Genomic DNA, 21140 nt, shown 5'->3' on the forward strand with positions numbered 1-21140 from the left:
CTCCGCTTACCAGGCCACCCCGAACCCTGCCGTATACCGCGTCTTGTCCAGGTCGCTCCCGCTGGTCCCGCTGATCACGTCCTTCTCGGCCTTGAGGTTCAGCGACGCCCAGTCCGTGACCTTGTAGCGCAACCCGACCTCGGCATCCAGCGCATAGTCGGCCACATTGCCCAGCGGCTTGCCCAGCTCGCCGTTGGTGAACAGCTCGACCTTCTTGCCGATCAGGTAACGGTTGTAGTCCCACTTGACTGCCACGGAATAGAAGTCGTCCTTGCCGCCTTCGGCATACTCGTAGTCGGTCCGGTTGAACAGCCCGCCCAGAGAGAAGGCGCCCAGCTCGTCATCCCAGAACTGATAACCCGGGCCGGTACCGACCGTACGCTGGCGCGCCAGGTCTTCCACGTGATCGCGCTTGTACTCCAGACGCCCCTGCCAGAACCACTGCTCGGTGAGGAAGCGGTCCAGGGCGTACTCGGCGCTCCAGTTGTCCGTAGTGGTCACGTCGTCCTTGGTCTCGCGGTTGTATTCGCCCTCGGCGCTGTGCCGCCAGCGACCGTGCCGCGCCGTGGTCTTGAAGTCGATGTCGTAGTCGTCGGTGTCGTTCTCGGCACGCTTGTAGTCCAGCGCCAGGTCGACGTTGCCTTTCCAGACCAGGTCCTGCACCACTGGCTTGGGCTTGAGGATCTGCTGGATGGACGCCAGCTCCACCGTCTTGGGCGCCTCGCCGTTGGCCAGGGTGACCTTGCCTGCGTCGGCGGGCGTGAGCGCCTTGGCCTTTTCGCCGCTGTAGGCGTCCTGCTTGACCAGCAGTTCCTGATCGCTTTCGAGGGTCTTGACCTGCTTCCAGTCCAGCGCGATGGAACCGCCATAGGGCGTTTCGAGCAGCAGCTTGCCGCCATCGAATACTTTGATCTTGCCACTGAGTCGATCACCGTTCTTCATCCAGACGGTATCGGCGAACGCAGGCGAGGACAGCGCAACAGCAGTGAGGCACAACAGAAGACGTGGATACATGAGCGACTACGGGTTAGATTCGTGAGCAAAGGCAGGCATCGTCCAGCCACCTTTCGTTGAAGCAAGGACAGACCACATTCATGCACTTGAGTTCCGTTCTCATCTCGTTCCAGCGTCCCTGCCCGTCGCTACGCCACCGGGTGTCGCCCTGATGGCCAGGGCCGGCAGCCTGACCCCCGAGCAGGCGGATGCCCGACGAATGGCACTGTTCCTGGTGCTCGATCAGGTACCGCCCGGCAAGGTGGTCAGCTATGGCCAGCTGGCCGACCTGGCCGGGCTGGGGCCGGTCGCACGCTGGGTGGGACGTGCGCTGAGCCAACTGCCTGACGGCACCCGCCTGCCGTGGCACCGCGTGCTGGGGGCAGGCGGTCGACTCTGCCTGGCGTGCGGCACAGTCTCGGGCGACGAGCAACGCGCGCGACTGCGCGCCGAAGGCGTGACCGTACGGCACAATCGTGTGGATATGTTACGCCATGGCTGGCGCCCGGTGGAGCACAGCGGTTAGAGTGCGCGCTTTGTTTTCGCAACCTTGAGGCAGATGTTGCTCCATGCCCCGTAAAACCTGGCGCGCTGCGCTCGCTGCCTATGCCAGCCCGTCCACGCTGGTGCTACTGCTGCTTGGATTCGCTGCCGGGTTGCCGTACATGCTGGTGTTTTCGACGCTGTCGGTCTGGTTGCGCGAGGCCGGTGTGGCCCGGGAAACGATCGGGTACGCCAGCCTGATCGGGCTGGCCTATGCGTTCAAGTGGGTCTGGTCACCGCTGCTCGACCAGTGGCGCTTGCCGGTCCTCGGGCGCATGGGACGGCGGCGCTCGTGGCTGTTGCTGTCGCAGGTGCTGGTGGTGGCAGGCTTGATCGGCATGGGCCTGTGCGATCCGCAGAAGCACCTGTCCTGGCTGATCGCCCTGGCCGTGCTGGTCGCCTTCGCCTCGGCCACCCAGGACATCGCGGTGGACGCCTACCGTCTGGAGATCGCCGACGATCAACGCCAGGCGGCCCTGGCGGCCAGCTACATGGCCGGTTACCGCATCGCTGCCCTGCTCGCCACGGCCGGTGCGCTGTTCTTCGCCGAATGGTTCGGCTCCACCGGCTTCAGCTACCTGCACGAAGCCTGGACCGGCACCTACGTGCTGTTCGGCCTGATCATGCTGCCGGCGGTGTTCACCACGCTGGTGATGCGCGAGCCACCGGTCGCCTTGCAGACCCAGCTGTCGGCTGCGCGCTATGGCCTGACCCATCAGCTGGCCTCGGTGTTCGTGCTGATCATCCTGCTGGTCTCGGTGCCGGCGATGTTCACCCAGCTGTTCAACACCGACTGGGCCAGCATGGTCTTCGGCAGTGCCACGCCGCTGGACCTGTTGCTCGAAGACCGGGCCTTCCTGCGTGCGATCCTCTACACCAGCCTGACCTGGGCCTGCCTGTCCTCCATGGGTCGACGCGGCCTGGCGCCGGTGCTGACGCCCATCAACGACTTCATCGTGCGTTATCGCTGGCAGGCGTTGCTGCTGCTGGGGCTGATCGCCACCTACCGGATGTCGGACACGGTGATGGGCGTGATGGCCAACGTGTTCTACATCGACCAGGGCTTCACCAAGGACCAGATCGCCAGCGTGAGCAAGATCTTCGGCCTGATCATGACCCTGGTCGGCGCAGGCGCGGGCGGGCTGCTGATCGTGCGCTTCGGCATCCTGCCGATCCTGTTCATCGGCGGCGCGGCATCGGCAGCGACCAACATCCTGTTCCTGATGCTGGCCGACATGGGGCCGAACCTGGAGATGCTGGTGGTGACCATCTCGCTGGACAACTTCAGCTCAGGGCTGGCGACCTCGGCCTTCGTGGCCTACCTGTCGAGCCTCACCAACCTGAAGTTCTCCGCCACCCAGTACGCCCTGCTCAGCTCGATCATGCTGCTGCTTCCACGCCTGATCGGCGGCTACTCGGGCGTCATGGTGGAAAAGCTCGGCTACCACAACTTCTTCCTGATCACCGCCCTGCTCGGGGTGCCGACCCTGATCCTGATCGCCCTGCACTGGCACCAGGAGGCTGGTCGTGGCAGGCAGGCGCTGACCGATTCGCAGGTCACCGACGCGCCCTGATCAGGGCGTGGTCGGCCCGGCCCCGGCGCGTTCATGCGCCTGGTGGCTGTCGCGAATCACCCGACGCAGCGGCCACAGGGCCAAGGCCCCGGCCACACTGGCGATCACCGCGAAGTGCAGCAGACTGGCGCCGGCCCCGAGCATGGCCATCAGCACGCCCCCCACCCCCAGCAGCGCGATGGTGATCATGCCCAGCATCGCCGAGACCAGGCCCTTGCTCTGATCGCTGGCGAACAGGGTCAGCCGGTACAGCACGGCATTGGCTACCCCCAGGCCCAGGGCATAGACCGTCAACCCGATCACCAGGCCGAGCACGCTCGGCCACCCCACCGTCGCCAACAGCATGGCCAGCAGGCCGGCCAGGTACGGCCATAGCGCACCTTGCACCAGCCGGTGCAGCGGGTAGCGATCCGCGATGCGGTTGATGATCAGGTTGCCGCTGATCAGCCCGGCGAAGACCGGCAGTTGCCAGAGTGCATAGGCCAGGGTGCTGAGGCCCTCATCGTGGATCAGCAGCACGGGAGACAGGCCGATCCAGCCAATCAGCGGCAAGCTGACCAGCCCCAGGGCCACGCTGCCGGCGATGAAACGACGGTTGGCCAGCAGGCGCCCATAGCCTTGCACCAGCGGCAGCACCTGGATCGGCGTGAACGGCAGGCGCGACCCGTCGCGGCGTTCCACCCCCAGGGTTTCCGGCATCAGCCGGTAGAGTGCCAGCCAGGTCAGCACCGCCCCTGCCGCGAACGCCACGAACAGCCAGCGCCAGTCGAGCCATTGCAGCATCAGGGTGCCGATCAGCGGCCCCAGCAGCGGTGACAGCAGGGCGATATTGGCCAGGAGCGCCATCATGCGCACGGCGTCGGCCTCGCTGAAGGCCTCGTTCAGCGCGGGGTAGCTGACCGTGACGACGAAGCCCAGGCCGATGCCCTGCAACAGCCGCAGCAGGTTGAACAGACCGATGTCATGGACCCAGTAGGTCGCCAGGCAGGCGACGGCGAAACAGGCGCAGCCGCTCAGCAGCAAGGGCCGCCGGCCATAACGGTCGGCCAGCGGACCGATCAGCCATTGCAGCACCACGCCGCCGAGCAGGTACAGGTTGAGCGCGTGCGGGATGTAGTCGGGGCTGGCCTGGAGGTCGGCGACCACGACCGGCATCGCCGGCATGACGGCGTCGCTGGCCAGGTAGGTCAAGAGCTCGAAAAGCGCCAGGATCAGGCCGAAGCCCAGGGCGCGGCGTGGGGTGATGTGCAGAAGAGGCGTCATGACGGGGTTCGAAGGCAGGAAGGTGGCGCGCAGGCTACAGGCTACGGGCCACCGGCTACAAGCAACACGCTACACGCTACACGCTACACGCACCGAGCTGTCGGTCACCTGCTTCAGCTTGTCGCCTGTCGCTTGCCGCTCACCCTCGCATCACTGCGCCACCGGCTCCTGCACCACACGGATCACCCGCTGCGGGAACGGAATGTCGATGCCTTCGGCCCGCAGACGGTCGCGGACCTGCTCGTTGAGCATGAACATCAGGCTCCAGTAGTCCGGCGTGTTGACCCAGACCCGCAGCGACAAGGTGATCGAGCTGTCGCCCAGCTCCGAGACCACGGCGGCAGGGGCTGGGTCAGGCAGCACGCGAGGGTCCTTGGCCAGGTCGAGCAGCACCTGCTGGGCCTTCTGCAGGTCGGCGTCGTAGTCGACCCCGACGTCGAACACCACCTTGCGCGTCGGCTGACGGTTGTAGTTGGTAATGATGCCGTTGGACAGGCTGCCGTTGGGCACGATCACGGTCTTGTTGTCACCGGTGCGCAGCACGGTGTGGAAGATCTGGATGGTGTCGACGGTCCCGCTGACACCTTGCGCTTCAATCCAGTCGCCCAGGCGGAAAGGACGGAACAGCAGGATCAGCACTCCCCCGGCGAAGTTCGCCAGGCTGCCTTGCAACGCCAGGCCGATGGCCAGGCCCGCGGCACCGATGGCAGCGACGAAGGACGTGGTCTCGATGCCGATCATCGATGCCACGCTGACGAGCAGCAGGATCTTCAGGATGATGTTGGCCAGGGTGCTGATGAAGCCTTGCAGCGCCGGATCGGAGTGGCGCAGGCTGACCAGCTTGCCCAGGCGGGCACTCAGGCGGTTGACGATCCACCAGCCGATCGCCAGCGTTACCAGGGCCAGCAGCAGGCGGCCGCTGTACTGCACGATCAGGGGAATCCAGCTTTGCGAGGTGCGAACCAGATGGTCCACTTCGGCGTTCAAATCCATGTAGGTCTCCCGGAATCGAGCGTCAGGAACAAAAAAACAGGCCGCCTTGGGGCGGCGGCCTCGGGAAGCGGTGGACTGTGTCAGGCGGGCAAGGTTCCGACCCGGCCTGCCCTCAGTCGCGGAAGTTGTTGTATTGCAGCGGCATCTCGAAGTCCATGCCGCGCAGGGTGGCGATGGCCTCTTGCAGGTCGTCACGCTTCTTGCCGGTGATGCGCACCTGCTCGCCCTGAATGGCCGCCTGCACCTTGAGCTTGGCGTCCTTGACCTTGGCGACGATCTTCTTGGCCAGCTCCTTGTCGATGCCTTCGCGGAAGATCGCTTCCTGTTTCATCTCCTTGCCGGACGGATAGGCGTCCTTGACCTCGAGGCACTTGACGTCGATCTTGCGCTTGACCAGGGCCAGGCGAAGGATTTCGATCATCGCTTCAAGCTGGAACTCGGCTTCGGCCGTCAGCACGACGGTCTTGTCCTTTTCCTTGAATTCGAAGTTGCCCTTGCCCTTGAGGTCGTAACGGCGATCGAGCTCCTTGATGGCGTTGTCGACCGCGTTGTGCACCTCGTGCTTGTCCAGTTCCGATACCACGTCGAACGAAGGCATGCTGCTCTCCAGATGTGCGCGCCCCTCGCATCGAGACCGACGATGGAGCGCGTGGGGATTGAGGGTTAAAATGTGCGCTGATTATAACGGGTTGTGAAACGCAGATGAGCAGCACCTGGCACATTCTCGGCGCTGGCAGCCTCGGTACGCTGTGGGCCTGCCGGTTGGCACGGGCCGACAAACCGGTCCGGCTGATCGTGCGCGACGCCGATCGCCTGGCCGCCTACCGCGCCGCCGGCGGCCTCACGCTGGTCGACGGCACGTGCACGACGCGCCATGCCCTGCCGGCGCAGACGCCTGATCACGATGAACCGATCCACCGCCTGATCCTGGCCTGCAAGGCCTACGACGTGGCCGAGGCCGTGCGGCGGCTCAGGCCACGGCTGGCCCCAGGCGCCGAGCTGGTGCTGCTGCAGAACGGGCTGGGCAGCCAGCAAGAGGCGATCGCGCAGGCCGGCCAGGCGCGCTGCCTGTTCGCCTCCAGCACCGAGGGTGCCTTTCGCGAAGCGCCCTGGCAGGTGCGTTTTGCCGGCCAGGGGCTCAACTGGCTGGGTGATCCGCTCGACCCGACGGTCCCGGCCTGGTTCGACGAACTGCGCCAGGCCGGCATCCCTGCGCAGTGGAGCGGCGACATCCTCGGTCGCCTGTGGCGCAAGCTGGCGATCAACTGCGCGATCAACCCGCTGACGGTGCTGCTGGAATGCCGCAACGGGGGGCTGCGCCAGCACGCCGACGAGGTGGCGGCGCTGTGCGAAGCGCTCACCGCCCTGCTCGAGCGCTGCGGTCAGTCCGAGGCGGCCAGGGGCTTGCTGCAGGCTGTCGAGCAGGTGATCGACGCGACCGCCGCCAACTATTCCTCGATGTACCAAGACGTCCTGCACGGTCGCCGTACCGAGCACCGCTACCTGCTCGGGTACGCCTGCCAGCAGGCGCGGCACCACGGGTTGCAGCTACCAGGCCTGGAACGCCTGCACCGACGCCTGGTCGATACCCTCACGGCGCGCGGCCTGCCCATCGACTGACGGCCCGCCCTCCACCTTGACGGACAGTGCCACGCCCATGACCTTGCGCCAACGTCTGGAAAACCTCCCGGTCGGGCAGAAACTGCTGGCGGCCTTGCTGGTTCTGCTGGTGACCATCCTGGTGGTCGCCAACCTGACCTTCATCAGCGCGGCCTACTGGATCACCCAGGAAAGCATGGCCCCTCAGGCCCTGCAGACCCTCGGGCGACTGGTCGCCAACCCTCAGCTGTCGGCGCGCGCGGGCGAATCGCCCGCCTCCGCCACTGCGCTGCTCGACACATTGCACGACTACGCTCCGTTGCGCGCAGGCGCGATCTACGGCAGCGACGGGCGCCTGCTGGCGCAGATCCAGCACGGCGAGCCACTGGCCCTGCCCAAGCGCTACCGCAACGTCGAGGCCTGGCGCCTGACCGAGTTCCGCAGCACCCAGCTGGTCCGCCTGCCACGCCCTGGCAGCCCACCGTCGCACTTGTTGCTGGTGGCCAGCAGCGAGTTGCCCACGGCGTTCTACACCGGCACCCTGACCGCCAGCCTGGGCATCCTGGTCTTCAGCGTCCTGCTCTGGCTGGTCGTGGCCCGACAGATCAAGCGCCTGGTCACCCAACCGATTCACCAGCTCGAAGAACTCAGCCGCCAGGTGACCCGCGAAGAGAGCTACGCGTTGCGCGCCCGGCCCGGCAACGACGACGAGATCGGCAGCCTGGCCCAGGCCTTCAACACCATGCTGTCACGCATCGAGGCGCGTGAGCAGCAGCTCAAGCGTGCCCGTGACGAGTTCCAGTCGGCCTTCGACCAGGCCCAGGGGCTGGCCGAGGAAACGCGCCACACCAACCGCAAGCTGGAGCTGGAAGTCCAGGTGCGCAGCAAGATCGAAAAGAAGCTCACCGGTTTCCAGAACTACCTCAACAGCATCATCGACTCGATGCCGTCGGCACTGATCGCGCTCGACGAGCAACTCTACGTGACCCAGTGGAACCAGGAAGCCACGGCTCTCTCCGGCACGCGCCTGGACGAAGCGCTGAATCAACCGGTGTTCCTCGCCTTCGAGCCGCTCAAGCCGTTCCTGCCGCAGCTCAGGGCCAGCGTGCAGCAGCATCGGGTCGAGAAGATCGAGCGGGTCACCTGGCCCAAGCACGACGAGCCGCGTCACTATGCCCTGACGTTCTACCCCCTGACCGGCGGTGGCGGCCGTGGCGTGGTGATCCGGATCGACGACATCACCCAGCGGTTGTCGCTGGAAGAGATGATGGTGCAGTCGGAGAAGATGCTGTCGGTGGGCGGCCTGGCCGCCGGGATGGCGCACGAGATCAACAACCCGCTCGGCGCGATCGTGCACAACGTGCAGAACATCCGTCGCCGCCTCTCCCCCGAGTTGCCGCGCAACCTGGAGCAGGCCGAGGCGCTGCAGCTGGACCTGGCCGACATCCATCGCTACCTGGAAGCGCGCGACATTCCGCAACTGCTCGACGGCATCCAGCAGGCGGGCGGGCGGGCAGCCAAGATCGTCACGCACATGCTCAACTTCAGCCGTCGCAGCGATCGGCAACTGGTGCCCTGCGACCTGGCGGCCTTGATCGACCAGGCCGTGGAGATCGCGAGCAACGATTTCGACCTGACCATCGGCTTCGACTTCAAGGGCCAGTCGATCGTGCGTCAGTTCGACCCTGAGCTGGGGCCGGTGCCCTGCACGGCGAACGAGCTGGAACAGGTGCTGCTCAACCTGCTGAAGAATGCCGCACAGGCCATCCATCAACGGCCCGAGGGCGGCGAGCCGGGACGGATCATCCTGCGGACACGGCTCAACCCGCCCTGGGCGGAGATCCAGGTCGAGGATAATGGCGTCGGCATGCCGGAGGCCGTACGCAAACGCACCTTCGAACCGTTCTTCACCACCAAGGAGATCGGCCAGGGCACCGGGCTGGGGTTGTCCGTGTCCTACTTCATCATCACCAACAATCACAAAGGGCAGATGGAAGTGCATTCGGCGCCTGGCCAGGGCACCTGCTTCACGCTGCGGCTGCCCCTGGGCACGCCAGCGCTGCCCGCGGACTCCGAGGAATCGTGACATGGGCTTTCGGCTTTCCAAGATCTACACACGCACCGGCGACAAGGGCGAGACCGGCCTGGGCGATGGCCGCCGCGTGCCCAAGGATCACCCCCGCATCGAAGCCATCGGCGAGGTGGACAGCCTGAACAGCCAGCTCGGCCTGTTGCTGGCCGGCCTGGCCGACGCAGGCCTGAGCGAGGTGAGCGACGTCCTGGCGCCCTGCCAGCACCGGTTGTTCGACCTGGGCGGCGAACTGGCGATGCCCAGCTACCAGGCACTGGACACAGCTGAGGTCGAGCGGCTGGAGGCGGCGATCGACCACTGGAACGACGAGCTGGGGCCGTTGGAGAACTTCATCCTGCCGGGCGGCTCGGCGCTGGTGGCCCAGGCCCATGTGTGCCGCAGCCTGGCGCGCACGGCCGAGCGGCGTTGCCAGCAGCTCAATCAGGTGGAGCCGTTGGCCGGGGTGGGGTTGGCCTACGTGAACCGTTTGTCGGACCTGCTGTTCGTGGCCGCGCGAATCATCGGGCGGCGCCAGGGCGTGGACGAGGTGTTGTGGCAGGCGGCGAAGCGGGCGCCGCGTTGAGGGGCCCAGTCGCGGCCGGTCCGGCATCAAAACAGCGCTACACCATCTGAACGGCCTTTCAGGCCTGGCAGACCGAAGAACGCCTTTTTTGGGAGTCCGCCCGCCGCCTTGGCGCCGCGCTGTCGCGCAGAGAACATGGCGATAGCTGGCAGGATCCGGGGCTTTACTGCTAATCGATTTTAGGGCCGCTTTGCGGCCCATCGCGGCCGGTCCGGCGCCCCGGCTGGGGCCGCTCCTACACCCGTAGCCCCACTGCGGGGTTGCAGGCTATCGCGGTCACCTGTGCGGCCCCTGTGCCGCGATTGGGCCCGCAGGGCCCACAAAGCTCTGTAACTAATTCATTTAAAATCAACAATTTAACTTATGTTCTATGAGAGGGTCCACACCCTCTGTCAGCACAAACCGTCGCCCGTAGCGCCTCTCACGACCTGCAGGCGCGTCTTCACTCCGCCGGCCAGAACGCCCGAATGCCCGCCACGCCCTGTGCGCCGATCTCACGGGCACGCGCGCTGTCCTGCGGCCCCACGCCACCGAGCAGAAACACCGGCTGTGCGCACCCGTCGATGAGCCGCTGGGCCATCTCCCACCCCAACGGGGTCGCCTCAGGGTGGGTCTGGGTCGCCTGCACCGGCGAAAGCGTCACGAAGTCCACGCCCATCTGGCGCGCCAGGCTCAGTTCTTCCTCATCGTGGCAGGAGGCCGCCAACCAGCGATCGACCGGGAACGGTCGACCCTTGGCCGCGTACTTGCGCAACTGCTGCGCAGTCAGATGCCAGCCAGCCGACGGGAAATCGCCCAGCCACTCCAGAGGCCCCTTGAGCATGAGCTGCGCCTTGCCCGCGCACAGACCGATGGCGTCCACCGCCACGTCCCGGTACTTGGGGTCGTACAGGTCCGGGGCGCGCAGCTGGATGAGCTTGCAGCCTTGTGCCACGGCCTGGCGGATGCCGCGCAGGAGCGCCGGCACGTCGAGCCCGTCCGGTGTGATCAGGTACTGGTCGGGAAGGCGTGCAGCGGCGACGATCGCCTTGTTGGCTTCCGGGAAGGCATAGTCGCCCAGCGCCCTGGGCGACACCCAGGCCACAGGCTGACCTTCGGCGCCATGGGGTTCGCCTTCGAATGCCTCCACCTCGTGCACGTCGAGCAGGATCTGCTTGTCGGCGTAGTCGTGACGCACCTTGATCAACGGCTTGGCGCGCACCACGCGAATCCCCAGCTCCTCGTGCAGCTCGCGGCCCAGGGCGGCGCCGACGTCCTCACCCTCCTCGACCTTGCCGCCCGGAAATTCCCACAGCCCGCCCTGGTGCTGCGTCTCGGCGCGGCGGGCGATCAGAATACGCCCGTCCTCGCCACGGATGACCGCTGCAGCGACATGGATCCGTTTCATTGCGTGCCCTCCCGGCGGCCTTGGGCAGGGCCTGAGGCAAGGTTCGTGGAGGACGTCGGGCGGCCGGCCCGCGGTGAACGCGCATGAGGCGTGTGTAGCGCAGGGCCGACAGTCAGGTGATGGCGCATGGGAGACTCCCTGGGATGGCACAGACGATGGGACAGACGGGCCACAGGCCCGATGCCCGTCGCCGCGACCGTGGACCACGGGCGGCGAACGGGCGAAGGAGAACCGATCAGGTCCGGTATTCGGCGTTGATCTTCACGTACTCATGGGAGAGGTCGGTGGTCCAGATCGTCTCGCTGCACGCGCCACGGCCCAGGTCGATGCGGATGGTGATCTCTTCCTGCGCCATGACCGCGGCGCCCTGCTCTTCCGTGTAGCTCGGGCTGCGGCAGCCCTGGCTGGCAATGCACACTTCGCCCAGGTACACGTCGATCAGGCTGACGTCCAGTTCCGGTACGCCGGCACGGCCCACGGCAGCCAGGATGCGGCCCCAGTTGGGGTCGGAAGCGAACAGCGCGGTCTTGATCAGCGGCGAGTGCGCCACGGCATAGCCGACGTCCAGGCATTCCTGATGAGTGCCGCCACCGTTGACCTGCACGGTGACGAACTTGGTGGCGCCCTCGCCGTCACGGACGATGGCCTGGGCCACCTCCATGCAGACCTCGAACACGGCGGCCTTCAAGGCCTCGAACAGGGGGCCGCTGGCGTCGGTGATTTCCGGCAGGTCGGCCTTGCCCGTGGCGATCAGCATGCAGCAGTCGTTGGTCGAGGTATCGCCGTCGATGGTGATGCGGTTGAACGACTTGTTGGCGCCGTCGAGCATCAGGTCTTTCAGCACACCGGGGGCGACCTTGGCGTCGGTGGCGATGTAACCGAGCATGGTGGCCATGTTCGGGCGGATCATGCCCGCGCCCTTGCTGATGCCGGTCACGGTGACGGTGATGCCCTCGTGCTGGAACTGACGGCTGGCGCCCTTGGGCAGGGTATCGGTGGTCATGATGCCAGTGGCGGCGTCGGCCCAGTTGTCTTCCGACAGGTCATCCAGCGCCGCCTGCAGGGCGCCTTCGATCTTTTCCACCTGCAAGGGCTCGCCGATCACGCCCGTGGAGAACGGCAGAACCGCGCTGGCCTCGACGCCTGCCAGGTCGGCCAGGGCCGCGCAGGTGCGCTCGGCGGCGGCCAGGCCAGGTGCGCCGGTGCCGGCGTTGGCATTGCCGGTGTTGGTCAGCAGGTAACGCACGGTGCCCTGCACCCGCTGCTTGGCCAGGATGACCGGCGCAGCGCAGAACGCGTTGAGGGTGAACACACCGGCCACGCTGGCGCCTTCGGCGCAGCGCATGACGACCACATCCTTGCGTCCGGGACGCTTGATGCCCGCTGAAGCGATGCCGAGTTCGAAACCGGGAACCGGGTGCAAGGTAGGCAGGGGACCAAGACCAACAGCCATGAAAGCGCTCCTAGGTAGATAGATCGCACAGAGTAAGACGAAGCAGTAGAAGGAACAACGCCGCGGCGGTCGAAACCGGCGCGGCGCAGTGTTCAGTCGCGGGATGTCGCGCTGTCAGGCCTGATCAGTCGATCTGGCCATGGCAGTGCTTGAACTTCTTGCCCGAGCCACACCAGCACGGCTCGTTGCGGCCCAGCTTCTGGTCGTTGCGCACCGGTGCGGTGGCCACGGCGGTGTCGACGGCTTCACCTTCGACGACCGGTTGCTCTTCCAGGCCGGGTGCCTCGGCGTGCTCGAAGTGCATGCGGCTGGCCAGCTCCTCGGCATCGCGGCGCAGGCGCGCCTCTTCCTCGGCAGGGTCTTCACGGCGGACCTGGACGTGCGAGAGCACGCGGATGGCGTCGCGCTTGATCGAGTCGAGCAGCTCCTGGAACAGGGTGAAGGACTCGCGCTTGTACTCCTGCTTGGGGTTCTTCTGCGCATAACCGCGCAGGTGAATGCCATGACGCAGGTGATCCATGGTCGACAGGTGGTCCTTCCACAGGTCGTCCAGCACGCGCAGCACGATCTGCTTCTCGAACGAACGCAGCGCCTCGGCGCCGGCCTGGTCTTCCTTCTCGTGATAAGCGGTGGTGATCTCGCTCAGCAGCTTCTCGCGCAGGGTCTCTTCGTACAGACGCTCGTCGTCGTCGAGCCACTGCTGAATCGGCAGCTTGATGCCGAAATCGCTGGCCAGCGCGGCTTCCAGGCCCGACACGTCCCATTGCTCGGGCAGCGACTGGGGCGGGATGTGCTGGCTGATGGTGGCATCGAGCACTTCCTGGCGGAACGCGGTGATGGTCTCGCCGATGTTCTCGGCCGCCAGCAGGCTGTTGCGCATGTGGTAGATCACCTTGCGCTGCTCGTTGGCGACGTCGTCGTATTCGAGCAACTGCTTGCGGATGTCGAAGTTGCGGCCTTCGACCTTGCGCTGCGCCTTCTCGATGGCGTTGGTGACCATGCGGTGTTCGATGGCTTCACCGGACTGCATGCCCAGGGCCTTCATGAAGTTCTTCACTCGGTCGGAGGCGAAGATGCGCATCAGGCTGTCTTCGAGCGACAGGTAGAAGCGGCTGGAACCGGCATCGCCCTGACGGCCGGCACGGCCACGCAGCTGGTTGTCGATCCGGCGCGACTCGTGACGCTCGGAGGCGATCACGTGCAGACCACCGGCTTCCAGCACCTGCTGGTGACGCTTCTGCCAGTCGGCCTTGATCTGGGCGATCTGCTCGGCGGTGGGGTTGTCCAGCGCGGCGACTTCGGCTTCCCAGTTGCCGCCCAGCAGGATGTCGGTACCCCGGCCAGCCATGTTAGTGGCGATGGTCAGCGCACCGGGACGGCCCGCCTGGGCGATGATCTCGGCTTCCTTCTCGTGGTACTTGGCGTTGAGCACCTTGTGCTCGATGCCTTCCTTGACCAGCAGGTTGGCCATGTGCTCGGACGTCTCGATGGTCGCGGTACCGACCAGCACGGGACGGCCCTGGGCCATGCTTTCCTTGATGTCGGCGATGATCGCGGCGTACTTCTCGTCGGCGGTCAGGTACACCAGGTCGTTGAAGTCCTTGCGCGCCAACGGCTTGTTCGGCGGGATGACCATCACGTTGAGGCTGTAGATCTGGGCGAACTCGAACGCCTCGGTGTCGGCGGTACCGGTCATGCCCGACAGCTTGGTGTAGAGACGGAAGTAGTTCTGGAACGTGGTCGACGCCAGGGTCTGGCTCTCGGCCTGGATGTTGAGGTTTTCCTTGGCCTCGATGGCCTGGTGCAGGCCTTCGGACAGGCGACGGCCCGGCATGGTACGGCCGGTGTGCTCGTCGATCAGCAACACCTGGCCATCCTGCACGATGTATTCGACGTTGCGGTGGAACAGCTTGTGCGCACGCAGACCCGCGTACACGTGGGTCAGCAGGCCCAGGTTGTGCGCCGAGTACAGGCTCTCGCCCTCGGCCAGCAGCCCGGCCTGGGTGAGCATCTCTTCGATGAACTGGTGCCCGGCCTCGTTGAGCTCGACCTGACGGGTCTTCTCGTCGATGGTGTAGTGGCCTTCCTGGGTCACCTGGCCTTCGACTTCTTCGATGTGCTGGGTCAGGCGCGGGATCAGGCGATTGATCTCGATGTACAGCTTGGAGCTGTCTTCGGCCTGGCCCGAAATGATCAGCGGGGTACGGGCTTCGTCGATCAGGATCGAGTCGACTTCGTCGATCACGGCGAAGTTGAGTTCACGCTGGAATTTCTCGTCCTGGCTGAACGCCATGTTGTCGCGCAGGTAGTCGAAGCCGAACTCGTTGTTGGTGCCGTAGGTGATGTCGGCGGCGTAGGCGGCGCGCTTGTCTTCCGGCGGCTGGAAGGCCGAGACGATGCCCACGGTCAGGCCGAGGAACTCGTACAGCGGACGCATCCAGTTGGCGTCGCGGCTGGCCAGGTAGTCGTTGACCGTGACCACGTGCACGCCCTTGCCGGACAGTGCGTTGAGGTAGACGGCCAGGGTACCGACCAGGGTCTTGCCCTCACCGGTACGCATCTCGGCGATCATGCCTTCGTGCAGCGTCATGCCGCCGATCAGCTGGACATCGAAGTGACGCATGCCCATGACGCGCTTGCCGGCCTCACGGGCCACGGCGAACGCCTCGGGCAGCAGCTGATCGAGCGTCTCGCCTTTGGCCAAGCGTTCCTTGAACTCTGCGGTCTTGGCGCGCAGTTGCTCATCGGACAAGGCCACCATCTTCTCTTCGAAGGCATTGACGGTGTTCACCGTCTTGAGCATGCGTTTGACTTCACGCTCGTTCTTGCTTCCAAAAAGTTTTTTTAACAAAGGCGCAAACATATCGGCAGGATCTTCCACACGTGGGGATGGAGGGCGGCCCCGTGAAGTCGCCCGTGCAGCCGGAGGCCGCATGCGAACGAGCATTCTACCCGGAAACGATGGTGAGGAAAGTGGCGGATGTCCACGATACTGGCACAGCGCTGTGACGGGGCCCTTGTAAGATAGGGACGAATCGGGGGAGTTCAAGGTGCGAGGAAAAAGCGGTGAGCGGAGAGCCTGACGCCGATCAATGAAGTCCATCCTGTGGGAGCGGGCTTGCCCGCGAGGCAGGCGCCGCCTGATCGGGCGCTATCGCTGGCAAGCCAGCTCCTACTGGCCCTCATTCCAGGCAACCGCCAGGCATCAGCCTACTGACCAGTCCATCCTGTGGGAGCGGGCTTGCCCGCGAGGCAGGCACCGCCTGATCGGGCGCTATCGCTGGCAAGCCAGCTCCCACTGGCCCTCATTCCAGGCAACCGCCAGGCATCAGCCTATTGACCAGTCCATCCTGTGGGAGCGGGCTTGCCCGCGAGGCAGGCGCCGCCTGATCGGACGCTATCGCTGGCAAGCCAGCTCCTACTGGCCCTTATTCCAGGCAACCGCCAGGCATCAGCCTACTGACCAGTCCATCCTGTGGGAGCGGGCTTGCCCGCGAGGCAGGCACCGCCTGATCGGGCGCTATCGCTGGCAAGCCAGCTCCTACTGGCCCTCATTCCAGGCAACCGCCAGGCATCAGCCTACTGGCCCTCATTCCAAGCAACCGCCAGGCATCAGCCTACTGACCAGTCCATCCTGTGGGAGCGGGCTTGCCCGCGAGGCAGGCAGTGCTCAGCTTGCCGCTCCGCTTCCCACCTCCCCGTCTGATAAGCTACCCCCACTTCCACGTCGGTTACTCCATCCCATGGCCTACAAGCCCTCCCCCGCCCGCCCACCGTCCGAACTGCTGCGTGGCGCGCGGCCGCTCAAGCTGTTGCTGAACCAGGCCCAGCGCCTGGCGCACTTGCAACGCCTGCTGGAAAGCCAGTTGCAGCCGGCGGCACGTGCCCATTGCCATATTGCGGCCTGGCGCGACGGCGTCTTGTCGCTGGTGGTCACCGACGGGCACTGGGCCACGCGCCTGCGATACCAGCAAAAGCGCTTGCAGCGCCAGCTTCAGGTGCTCGAGGCCTTTGGCAACCTGCAGAAGATCCGCTTCCAGGTCAGGCCGCCCCTGGTGTCGGCGCCACGGGTCAGCCAGCCGATGGTGCTGTCCAACGGTGCCGCCACCAGCCTTCGCGATTCGGCCGAGGGCATCAGCGACCCGCGTTTGCGTGAGGCCTTGGAGCGCCTGGCCAAGCACGCATCGCCCAAGCCCTGACCCCAACGAAAAAGGCCGCCCCAAAGGGCGGCCTTTTCAGTGCATCAGCAAGCGAATCGCTTACACGGCAGCCACAGGCCGCATGTAGGAAATCGGCGCCGTGCTGGCATCTTCGAACGTCACGACTTCCCAGGCATCGGTCTCGTCGATCAGGCGACGCAACAGCTTGTTGTTCAGCGCATGGCCGGACTTGAAGCCGTAGAACTCGCCGATCAGGCTCTTGCCCAGCAGGTACAGGTCGCCGATGGCATCGAGGATCTTGTGCTTGACGAATTCGTCCTCATAACGCAGGCCGTCCTCGTTGAGCACACCGCTCTCGTCGACGACGATGGCGTTGGCCACGCTGCCACCCAGTGCGCGGTTGTGCTTGCGCATGTACTCCAGGTCACGCATGAAACCGAACGTGCGTGCGCGGCTGACTTCCTTGACGAACGAGGTGCTGGAGAAGTCGACGCTGGCCGTCTGCGTGCGATTGCGCAGCACCGGATGGTCGAAATCTATTTCGAAGCTCACCTTGAAGCCTTCGAACGGCTTGAAGGTCGCGCGCTTGTCGCCATCGGTAACGGTGACTTCACGCAGAATACGGATGAATTTCTTCGGCGCGTCCTGCTCTTCCAGGCCTGCCGACTGAATCAGAAACACGAATGGACCGGCGCTGCCATCCATGATCGGGACTTCCGATGCGGAAAGCTCCACATAGGCATTGTCGATGCCGAGGCCTGCCATGGCCGACAGCAGGTGCTCGACGGTATCGACCTTCACGCCACCGTCGACCAGCGTCGTGGACATGGTGGTTTCACCGACGTTCTTCGCCCAGGCGGCGATTTCCACGACCGGGTTCAGGTCGGCGCGGCGAAAGACGATGCCAGTGTCGACAGGCGCGGGCTTGAGGGTCAGGTAGACCTTTTCCCCCGAGTGCAGGCCGACGCCTGTGGCACGGATGGTATTCTTCAGGGTGCGTTGTCTAATCATGGCTTCGGCCGCTTCAGCGCAAATTGCGAACAGGTATCAACAAAGGCCAGGGATGATAACAGACCCGACCTTTGCTGAACACCAATCACCTGCATAGCCCTGATAAATTCCATCAATCGGCCTGACGGCGCAGGAAGGCTGGAATGTCCAGGTAATCCAGGTCGTCCTGCGGGTTGAGCTTGGCTGCGGCAGCAGCGCCCTGGTGCGCCTGGTTGCGCATGACGGTCGGGCGCTCGAGGTCGCGGTAGTTGACCGAAGACTGCTCGTTGCGCACTGGCGCAGGGGCCGGCGTCTGTTGCGAAGCCGATGCGGCGGCCGATTGCAGCGTGTTGTCGATGACCTTGACCGGCTTCTCGATACGCGCACCCAGCCCGGTGGCCACGACGGTCACGTGCAGCTCGTCGCGCATGTCCGGGTCGATGACGGTACCGACCTTGACCATGGCGTGATCGGAGGCGAAGGCCTCGATGATGCTGCCGACGTCGGAGTACTCGCCCAGGGACAGGTCGGGACCTGCGGTGATGTTGACCAGGATGCCGCGGGCGCCCTGCAGGTTGACGTCTTCGAGCAGCGGGTTGCGGATGGCCGCTTCGGTCGCTTCACGCGCACGGTTCGGGCCGCTGGCGCAGCCGGTACCCATCATGGCCATGCCCATCTCGCCCATCACGGTGCGCACGTCGGCGAAGTCGACGTTGATCATGCCCGGACGCTTGATGATGTCGGAAATACCGCGCACGGCGCCGGCCAGTACGTCATCGGCCTTGGCGAAGGCGGACAGCAGGCTGGCGTCCTTGCCGAGAATGGTCAGCAGTTTTTCGTTGGGAATGGTGATGAGCGAGTCGACGCTTTCGGCCAGCGAGCGGATCCCTTCGTCGGCGATCTGCATGCGCTTGCGGCCTTCGAACGGGAACGGACGCGTGACCACGGCCACGGTCAGGATGCCCATTTCCTTCGCCACTTCGGCAATGATCGGCGCAGCACCCGTGCCGGTGCCGCCGCCCATGCCGGTGGTGATGAACACCATGTTGGTGCCTTGCAGCACTTCGGCGATGCGTTCACGGTCTTCCAGCGCGGCCTGACGACCGACTTCCGGGTTGGCGCCAGCGCCCAAGCCCTTGGTGACCCCGGTACCCAGCTGCAGGATAGTGCGCGCACCAATGTTCTTGAGCGCCTGAGCATCGGTGTTGGCGCAGATGAACTCGACGCCTTCGATGTTGCTCTTGACCATGTGGTTGACGGCGTTGCCACCGCCGCCACCGACGCCGATCACCTTGATGACCGGGCTTTGCGGGACGTTGTCTACGAGCTCGAACATTTTCCCTCTCCTTACATTCTCTAGTTTTGTGCGCCTGCCACTACTGCTTTTGAAACTTAGAAATTGCCTTGGACCCAGCGCTTGAAGCGCTCAAGCACTGGGGCCTTCGTTTCTTCGCCGTAACTGTTGCCGCCGTGCCCGGCCTGCGGGATGTCGTCGGACTGCTTTTGCAGACCGTAGGCGAGCAACCCCACGCCTGTGGAATAGATCGGGTTGCGCACGACGTCGCTCAGTCCCCGAACGCTATGCGGTACGCCCAGGCGCACCGGCATGTGGAAAATTTCTTCGGCCAGCTCCACCGCACCTTCCATCTTCGCGGTGCCGCCGGTCAGCACGATGCCTGCCGGCACCAAGTCTTCATAACCGCTGCGGCGCAATTCTGCCTGGATCAAGGTGAAAAGCTCGTCGTAGCGAGGCTCGACCACTTCGGCCAGCGCCTGACGCGACAACTCGCGCGGTGGGCGATCACCCACGCTCGGCACCTTGATCGTCTCGCCTGCGCTGGCCAACTTGGCCAAGGCGCAGGCATAACGGATCTTGATCTCTTCAGCGTACTGGGTCGGCGTGCGCAAGGCCATGGCAATGTCGTTGGTAACCTGATCACCGGCAATGGGAATCACGGCTGTGTGACGAATGGCACCCTCGGTGAAGATGGCGATGTCGGTCGTGCCGCCGCCGATGTCCACCAGGCACACGCCCAGCTCTTTCTCGTCGTCGGTCAGCACCGAGTAGGCCGAGGCCAACTGCTCGAGGATGATGTCGTCGATTTCCAGCCCGCAGCGGCGCACGCACTTCTCGATGTTCTGCGCCGCGTTGACCGCGCAGGTCACCACGTGGACCTTGGCTTCCAGGCGCACACCGGACATGCCCAGTGGCTCGCGCACGCCTTCCTGGTTGTCGATCACGTAGTCCTGCGGCAGGGTGTGCAGGACCCGCTGATCGGCCGGGATGGCGACGGCCTGGGCCGCGTCCAGGACGCGCTCCAGGTCGGCGGCGCTGACCTCGCGGTCGCGGATGGCGACGATGCCGTGGGAGTTCAGGCTGCGGATATGGTTGCCTGCCACGCCGACGAAGGCCGAGTGGATACGGCAGCCTGCCATCAGCTGGGCCTCTTCCACGGCACGCTGAATCGACTGGACGGTCGATTCGATGTTCACCACCACGCCCTTCTTCAGGCCGCGGGACGGGTGCGTCCCGATGCCGACGATTTCCAGCGTCCCGTCTTCACCGACTTCGCCCACCAGTGCCACCACCTTGGAGGTACCGATGTCCAGCCCGACGATCATCTTTCCGCTATGCGCGTTTGCCATTTGTCCTGCCTCTCTCTAATTCTTGGCAACGGCGGGTTGGGCCGTCGTCGGTGCAATCGGTTCCCGCCAACCAACGGCCAGGCCGTTGGCGTAACGCAGATCGATGCGGGCAATGTGGGTGATCTGCTCTTTGAGTGTCTTGTCGTAAATGGCAATGAAACGGCGCATCTTTTCTACCAGGTGGTCACGTCCCAACAATAATTCGATACCCGGCCCGGCCGTGCCCGAACCGGTGGTGAGGAACCAGCTGCCGCGTTCACGCAGCTCCAGCCGAGCGATGGAGAAGCCCAATGGGCGCAGCATCTGGCTCAACACCTGGTACTGCTGCATGACCTGCTGCGGCGCACGCTGCGGCCCGGCCAGCTTGGGCAGGTGCTCGTAGTTGGCCAGTTCGCGCGGCGCAAAGGCCTGGCCCTGGTTGTTGAGCAGGGCATCGTCGCCCCAGCGCGCGACCGGCAGTTGCTCTTCGAGCCGCACCACGACCTCGTCCGGCCAGACGCGACGCACTTCGGCGTGGGCGATCCAGGGCATCTGCTCGAGTTCGGCGCGCATCGCGCTCAGGTCGACGGTGAAGAAACTGGCGGCGACGTACGGCGCGATCCGCTGCTGCACCGCCTGCTGGCTGATGTAGCTCAGGTCGCCCTGCACGGCGATCTTGGTGATGGGGCGGTCGGCATACGGCATCAGGCGGATGGCGCCCTCGTAGGCGCCAAAGCCTGCAGCCACCAGCAGCACGGGCCAGAGCAGGCGCTTGAAGACACCGAAATGGGTTTTCTTCAGGCGCGCCGCGACCGGCTCTTCAGCCACCAGACGACTGGCACCGCGCGGCACCGGCTTGTTGCGGCCGGGGGCGGGTTGCTGCTGACGTACCATCGCGCCTTGCAT

At 65.1% G+C, this 21140-nt stretch carries 17 protein-coding genes; 6 read left to right on the top strand and 11 right to left on the bottom strand.

Features of this window, described 5'->3' with window-relative positions; all coding sequences use genetic code 11:
• Positions 1-6 precede the first annotated feature (6 nt).
• Positions 7-1014: a DUF481 domain-containing protein gene (locus tag G7Z99_RS07290; protein ID WP_181092903.1), complete on the bottom strand. Its 1008-nt coding sequence runs from the start codon at positions 1012-1014 to the stop codon at positions 7-9.
• A gap of 151 nt (positions 1015-1165) precedes the next feature.
• Between G7Z99_RS07290 and G7Z99_RS07295 the strand changes: the two genes are divergently transcribed.
• Together G7Z99_RS07295 and G7Z99_RS07300 are read left to right on the top strand one after the other, a co-directional pair.
• Entirely contained in the window at positions 1166-1519 is a 354-nt protein-coding gene (locus tag G7Z99_RS07295; RefSeq protein ID WP_181092904.1) for an MGMT family protein, read from the top strand.
• Between the two features lie 43 nt (positions 1520-1562).
• Positions 1563-3110, top strand: a complete 1548-nt coding sequence (locus G7Z99_RS07300) for an AmpG family muropeptide MFS transporter (RefSeq protein WP_181092905.1) — start codon at positions 1563-1565, stop codon at positions 3108-3110.
• Here G7Z99_RS07300 and G7Z99_RS07305 read toward each other — a convergent pair whose 3' ends face one another.
• From G7Z99_RS07305 to G7Z99_RS07315, 3 genes are all read right to left on the bottom strand, one after another.
• Complete coding sequence (locus G7Z99_RS07305; RefSeq protein ID WP_181092906.1) at positions 3111-4373, bottom strand: MFS transporter; 1263 nt, start codon at positions 4371-4373, stop codon at positions 3111-3113.
• Positions 4374-4523: 150 nt separating this feature from the next.
• A complete protein-coding gene (locus tag G7Z99_RS07310) occupies positions 4524-5366 on the bottom strand; it encodes a mechanosensitive ion channel family protein (protein ID WP_181092907.1) in 843 nt (280 codons plus the stop codon).
• 112 nt (positions 5367-5478) lie between these two features.
• Positions 5479-5964: a YajQ family cyclic di-GMP-binding protein gene (locus G7Z99_RS07315; protein ID WP_181092908.1), complete on the bottom strand. Its 486-nt coding sequence runs from the start codon at positions 5962-5964 to the stop codon at positions 5479-5481.
• Positions 5965-6068: 104 nt separating this feature from the next.
• Here G7Z99_RS07315 and G7Z99_RS07320 point away from each other — a divergent pair, with 104 nt between their 5' ends.
• From G7Z99_RS07320 to G7Z99_RS07330, 3 genes are read left to right on the top strand one after another with little or no spacing between them, the layout of a single operon-like run.
• Positions 6069-6986: a putative 2-dehydropantoate 2-reductase gene (locus tag G7Z99_RS07320; RefSeq protein WP_181092909.1), complete on the top strand. Its 918-nt coding sequence runs from the start codon at positions 6069-6071 to the stop codon at positions 6984-6986.
• Positions 6987-7023: 37 nt separating this feature from the next.
• The gene (locus tag G7Z99_RS07325; RefSeq protein ID WP_181092910.1) at positions 7024-9051 is read left to right on the top strand and encodes a sensor histidine kinase; all 2028 of its coding nucleotides are present in this window, start codon (positions 7024-7026) and stop codon (positions 9049-9051) included.
• A 1-nt stretch (position 9052) separates the two neighbouring features.
• Positions 9053-9619 carry a cob(I)yrinic acid a,c-diamide adenosyltransferase gene (locus G7Z99_RS07330; RefSeq protein ID WP_181092911.1) on the top strand — a complete coding sequence of 189 codons (567 nt, stop codon included), beginning with the start codon at positions 9053-9055 and terminating at the stop codon, positions 9617-9619.
• Between the two features lie 442 nt (positions 9620-10061).
• Here the strand turns inward: G7Z99_RS07330 and G7Z99_RS07335 are convergent, their stop codons facing one another.
• The 3 genes from G7Z99_RS07335 to secA all read right to left on the bottom strand — a co-directional run bounded on the left by G7Z99_RS07335 (position 10062) and on the right by secA (position 15322).
• On the bottom strand, positions 10062-11006 hold the full coding sequence (locus tag G7Z99_RS07335) for a Nudix family hydrolase (protein ID WP_181092912.1): 945 nt from the start codon (positions 11004-11006) through the stop codon (positions 10062-10064).
• Between the two features lie 235 nt (positions 11007-11241).
• Entirely contained in the window at positions 11242-12459 is a 1218-nt protein-coding gene (gene argJ, locus G7Z99_RS07340; protein WP_181092913.1) for a bifunctional glutamate N-acetyltransferase/amino-acid acetyltransferase ArgJ, read from the bottom strand.
• 124 nt (positions 12460-12583) lie between these two features.
• Positions 12584-15322: a preprotein translocase subunit SecA gene (gene secA / locus G7Z99_RS07345; RefSeq protein ID WP_181092914.1), complete on the bottom strand. Its 2739-nt coding sequence runs from the start codon at positions 15320-15322 to the stop codon at positions 12584-12586.
• Between the two features lie 880 nt (positions 15323-16202).
• On the opposite strand from secA, the gene G7Z99_RS07350 reads away from it, so the two are divergent.
• Complete coding sequence (locus tag G7Z99_RS07350) at positions 16203-16658, top strand: DUF721 domain-containing protein (protein ID WP_181092915.1); 456 nt, start codon at positions 16203-16205, stop codon at positions 16656-16658.
• A 60-nt stretch (positions 16659-16718) separates the two neighbouring features.
• Here the strand turns inward: G7Z99_RS07350 and lpxC are convergent, their stop codons facing one another.
• From lpxC to G7Z99_RS07370, 4 genes are all read right to left on the bottom strand, one after another.
• A complete protein-coding gene (gene lpxC / locus G7Z99_RS07355; RefSeq protein ID WP_060392679.1) occupies positions 16719-17630 on the bottom strand; it encodes a UDP-3-O-acyl-N-acetylglucosamine deacetylase in 912 nt (303 codons plus the stop codon).
• Positions 17631-17742: 112 nt separating this feature from the next.
• Positions 17743-18945 carry a cell division protein FtsZ gene (ftsZ, locus tag G7Z99_RS07360; protein ID WP_060392678.1) on the bottom strand — a complete coding sequence of 401 codons (1203 nt, stop codon included), beginning with the start codon at positions 18943-18945 and terminating at the stop codon, positions 17743-17745.
• A 56-nt stretch (positions 18946-19001) separates the two neighbouring features.
• Positions 19002-20255 carry a cell division protein FtsA gene (gene ftsA, locus G7Z99_RS07365; protein WP_181092916.1) on the bottom strand — a complete coding sequence of 418 codons (1254 nt, stop codon included), beginning with the start codon at positions 20253-20255 and terminating at the stop codon, positions 19002-19004.
• A gap of 15 nt (positions 20256-20270) precedes the next feature.
• The gene (locus tag G7Z99_RS07370) at positions 20271-21140 is read right to left on the bottom strand and encodes a cell division protein FtsQ/DivIB (protein ID WP_181092917.1); all 870 of its coding nucleotides are present in this window, start codon (positions 21138-21140) and stop codon (positions 20271-20273) included.

The sequence above is a fragment of the Pseudomonas entomophila genome, assembly GCF_013523165.1.
GTDB classification, from domain to species: domain Bacteria; phylum Pseudomonadota; class Gammaproteobacteria; order Pseudomonadales; family Pseudomonadaceae; genus Aquipseudomonas; species Aquipseudomonas entomophila_A.

Excerpts from the sequence above, each read along its gene's own strand:
- G7Z99_RS07370 (WP_181092917.1), bottom strand. The coding sequence starts at position 21,140 with ATGCAAGGCGCGATGGTACGTCAGCAGCAACCCGCCCCCGGCCGCAAC.
- G7Z99_RS07315 (WP_181092908.1), bottom strand. The coding sequence starts at position 5,964 with ATGCCTTCGTTCGACGTGGTATCGGAACTGGACAAGCACGAGGTGCAC.
- ftsA (WP_181092916.1), bottom strand. The coding sequence starts at position 20,255 with ATGGCAAACGCGCATAGCGGAAAGATGATCGTCGGGCTGGACATCGGT.
- argJ (WP_181092913.1), bottom strand. The coding sequence starts at position 12,459 with ATGGCTGTTGGTCTTGGTCCCCTGCCTACCTTGCACCCGGTTCCCGGT.
- G7Z99_RS07300 (WP_181092905.1), top strand. The coding sequence starts at position 1,563 with ATGCCCCGTAAAACCTGGCGCGCTGCGCTCGCTGCCTATGCCAGCCCG.
- G7Z99_RS07325 (WP_181092910.1), top strand. The coding sequence starts at position 7,024 with ATGACCTTGCGCCAACGTCTGGAAAACCTCCCGGTCGGGCAGAAACTG.
- G7Z99_RS07290 (WP_181092903.1), bottom strand. The coding sequence starts at position 1,014 with ATGTATCCACGTCTTCTGTTGTGCCTCACTGCTGTTGCGCTGTCCTCG.
- G7Z99_RS07320 (WP_181092909.1), top strand. The coding sequence starts at position 6,069 with ATGAGCAGCACCTGGCACATTCTCGGCGCTGGCAGCCTCGGTACGCTG.
- lpxC (WP_060392679.1), bottom strand. The coding sequence starts at position 17,630 with ATGATTAGACAACGCACCCTGAAGAATACCATCCGTGCCACAGGCGTC.
- G7Z99_RS07330 (WP_181092911.1), top strand. The coding sequence starts at position 9,053 with ATGGGCTTTCGGCTTTCCAAGATCTACACACGCACCGGCGACAAGGGC.
- G7Z99_RS07310 (WP_181092907.1), bottom strand. The coding sequence starts at position 5,366 with ATGGATTTGAACGCCGAAGTGGACCATCTGGTTCGCACCTCGCAAAGC.
- G7Z99_RS07295 (WP_181092904.1), top strand. The coding sequence starts at position 1,166 with ATGGCCAGGGCCGGCAGCCTGACCCCCGAGCAGGCGGATGCCCGACGA.
- secA (WP_181092914.1), bottom strand. The coding sequence starts at position 15,322 with ATGTTTGCGCCTTTGTTAAAAAAACTTTTTGGAAGCAAGAACGAGCGT.
- G7Z99_RS07350 (WP_181092915.1), top strand. The coding sequence starts at position 16,203 with ATGGCCTACAAGCCCTCCCCCGCCCGCCCACCGTCCGAACTGCTGCGT.
- G7Z99_RS07335 (WP_181092912.1), bottom strand. The coding sequence starts at position 11,006 with ATGAAACGGATCCATGTCGCTGCAGCGGTCATCCGTGGCGAGGACGGG.
- G7Z99_RS07305 (WP_181092906.1), bottom strand. The coding sequence starts at position 4,373 with ATGACGCCTCTTCTGCACATCACCCCACGCCGCGCCCTGGGCTTCGGC.
- ftsZ (WP_060392678.1), bottom strand. The coding sequence starts at position 18,945 with ATGTTCGAGCTCGTAGACAACGTCCCGCAAAGCCCGGTCATCAAGGTG.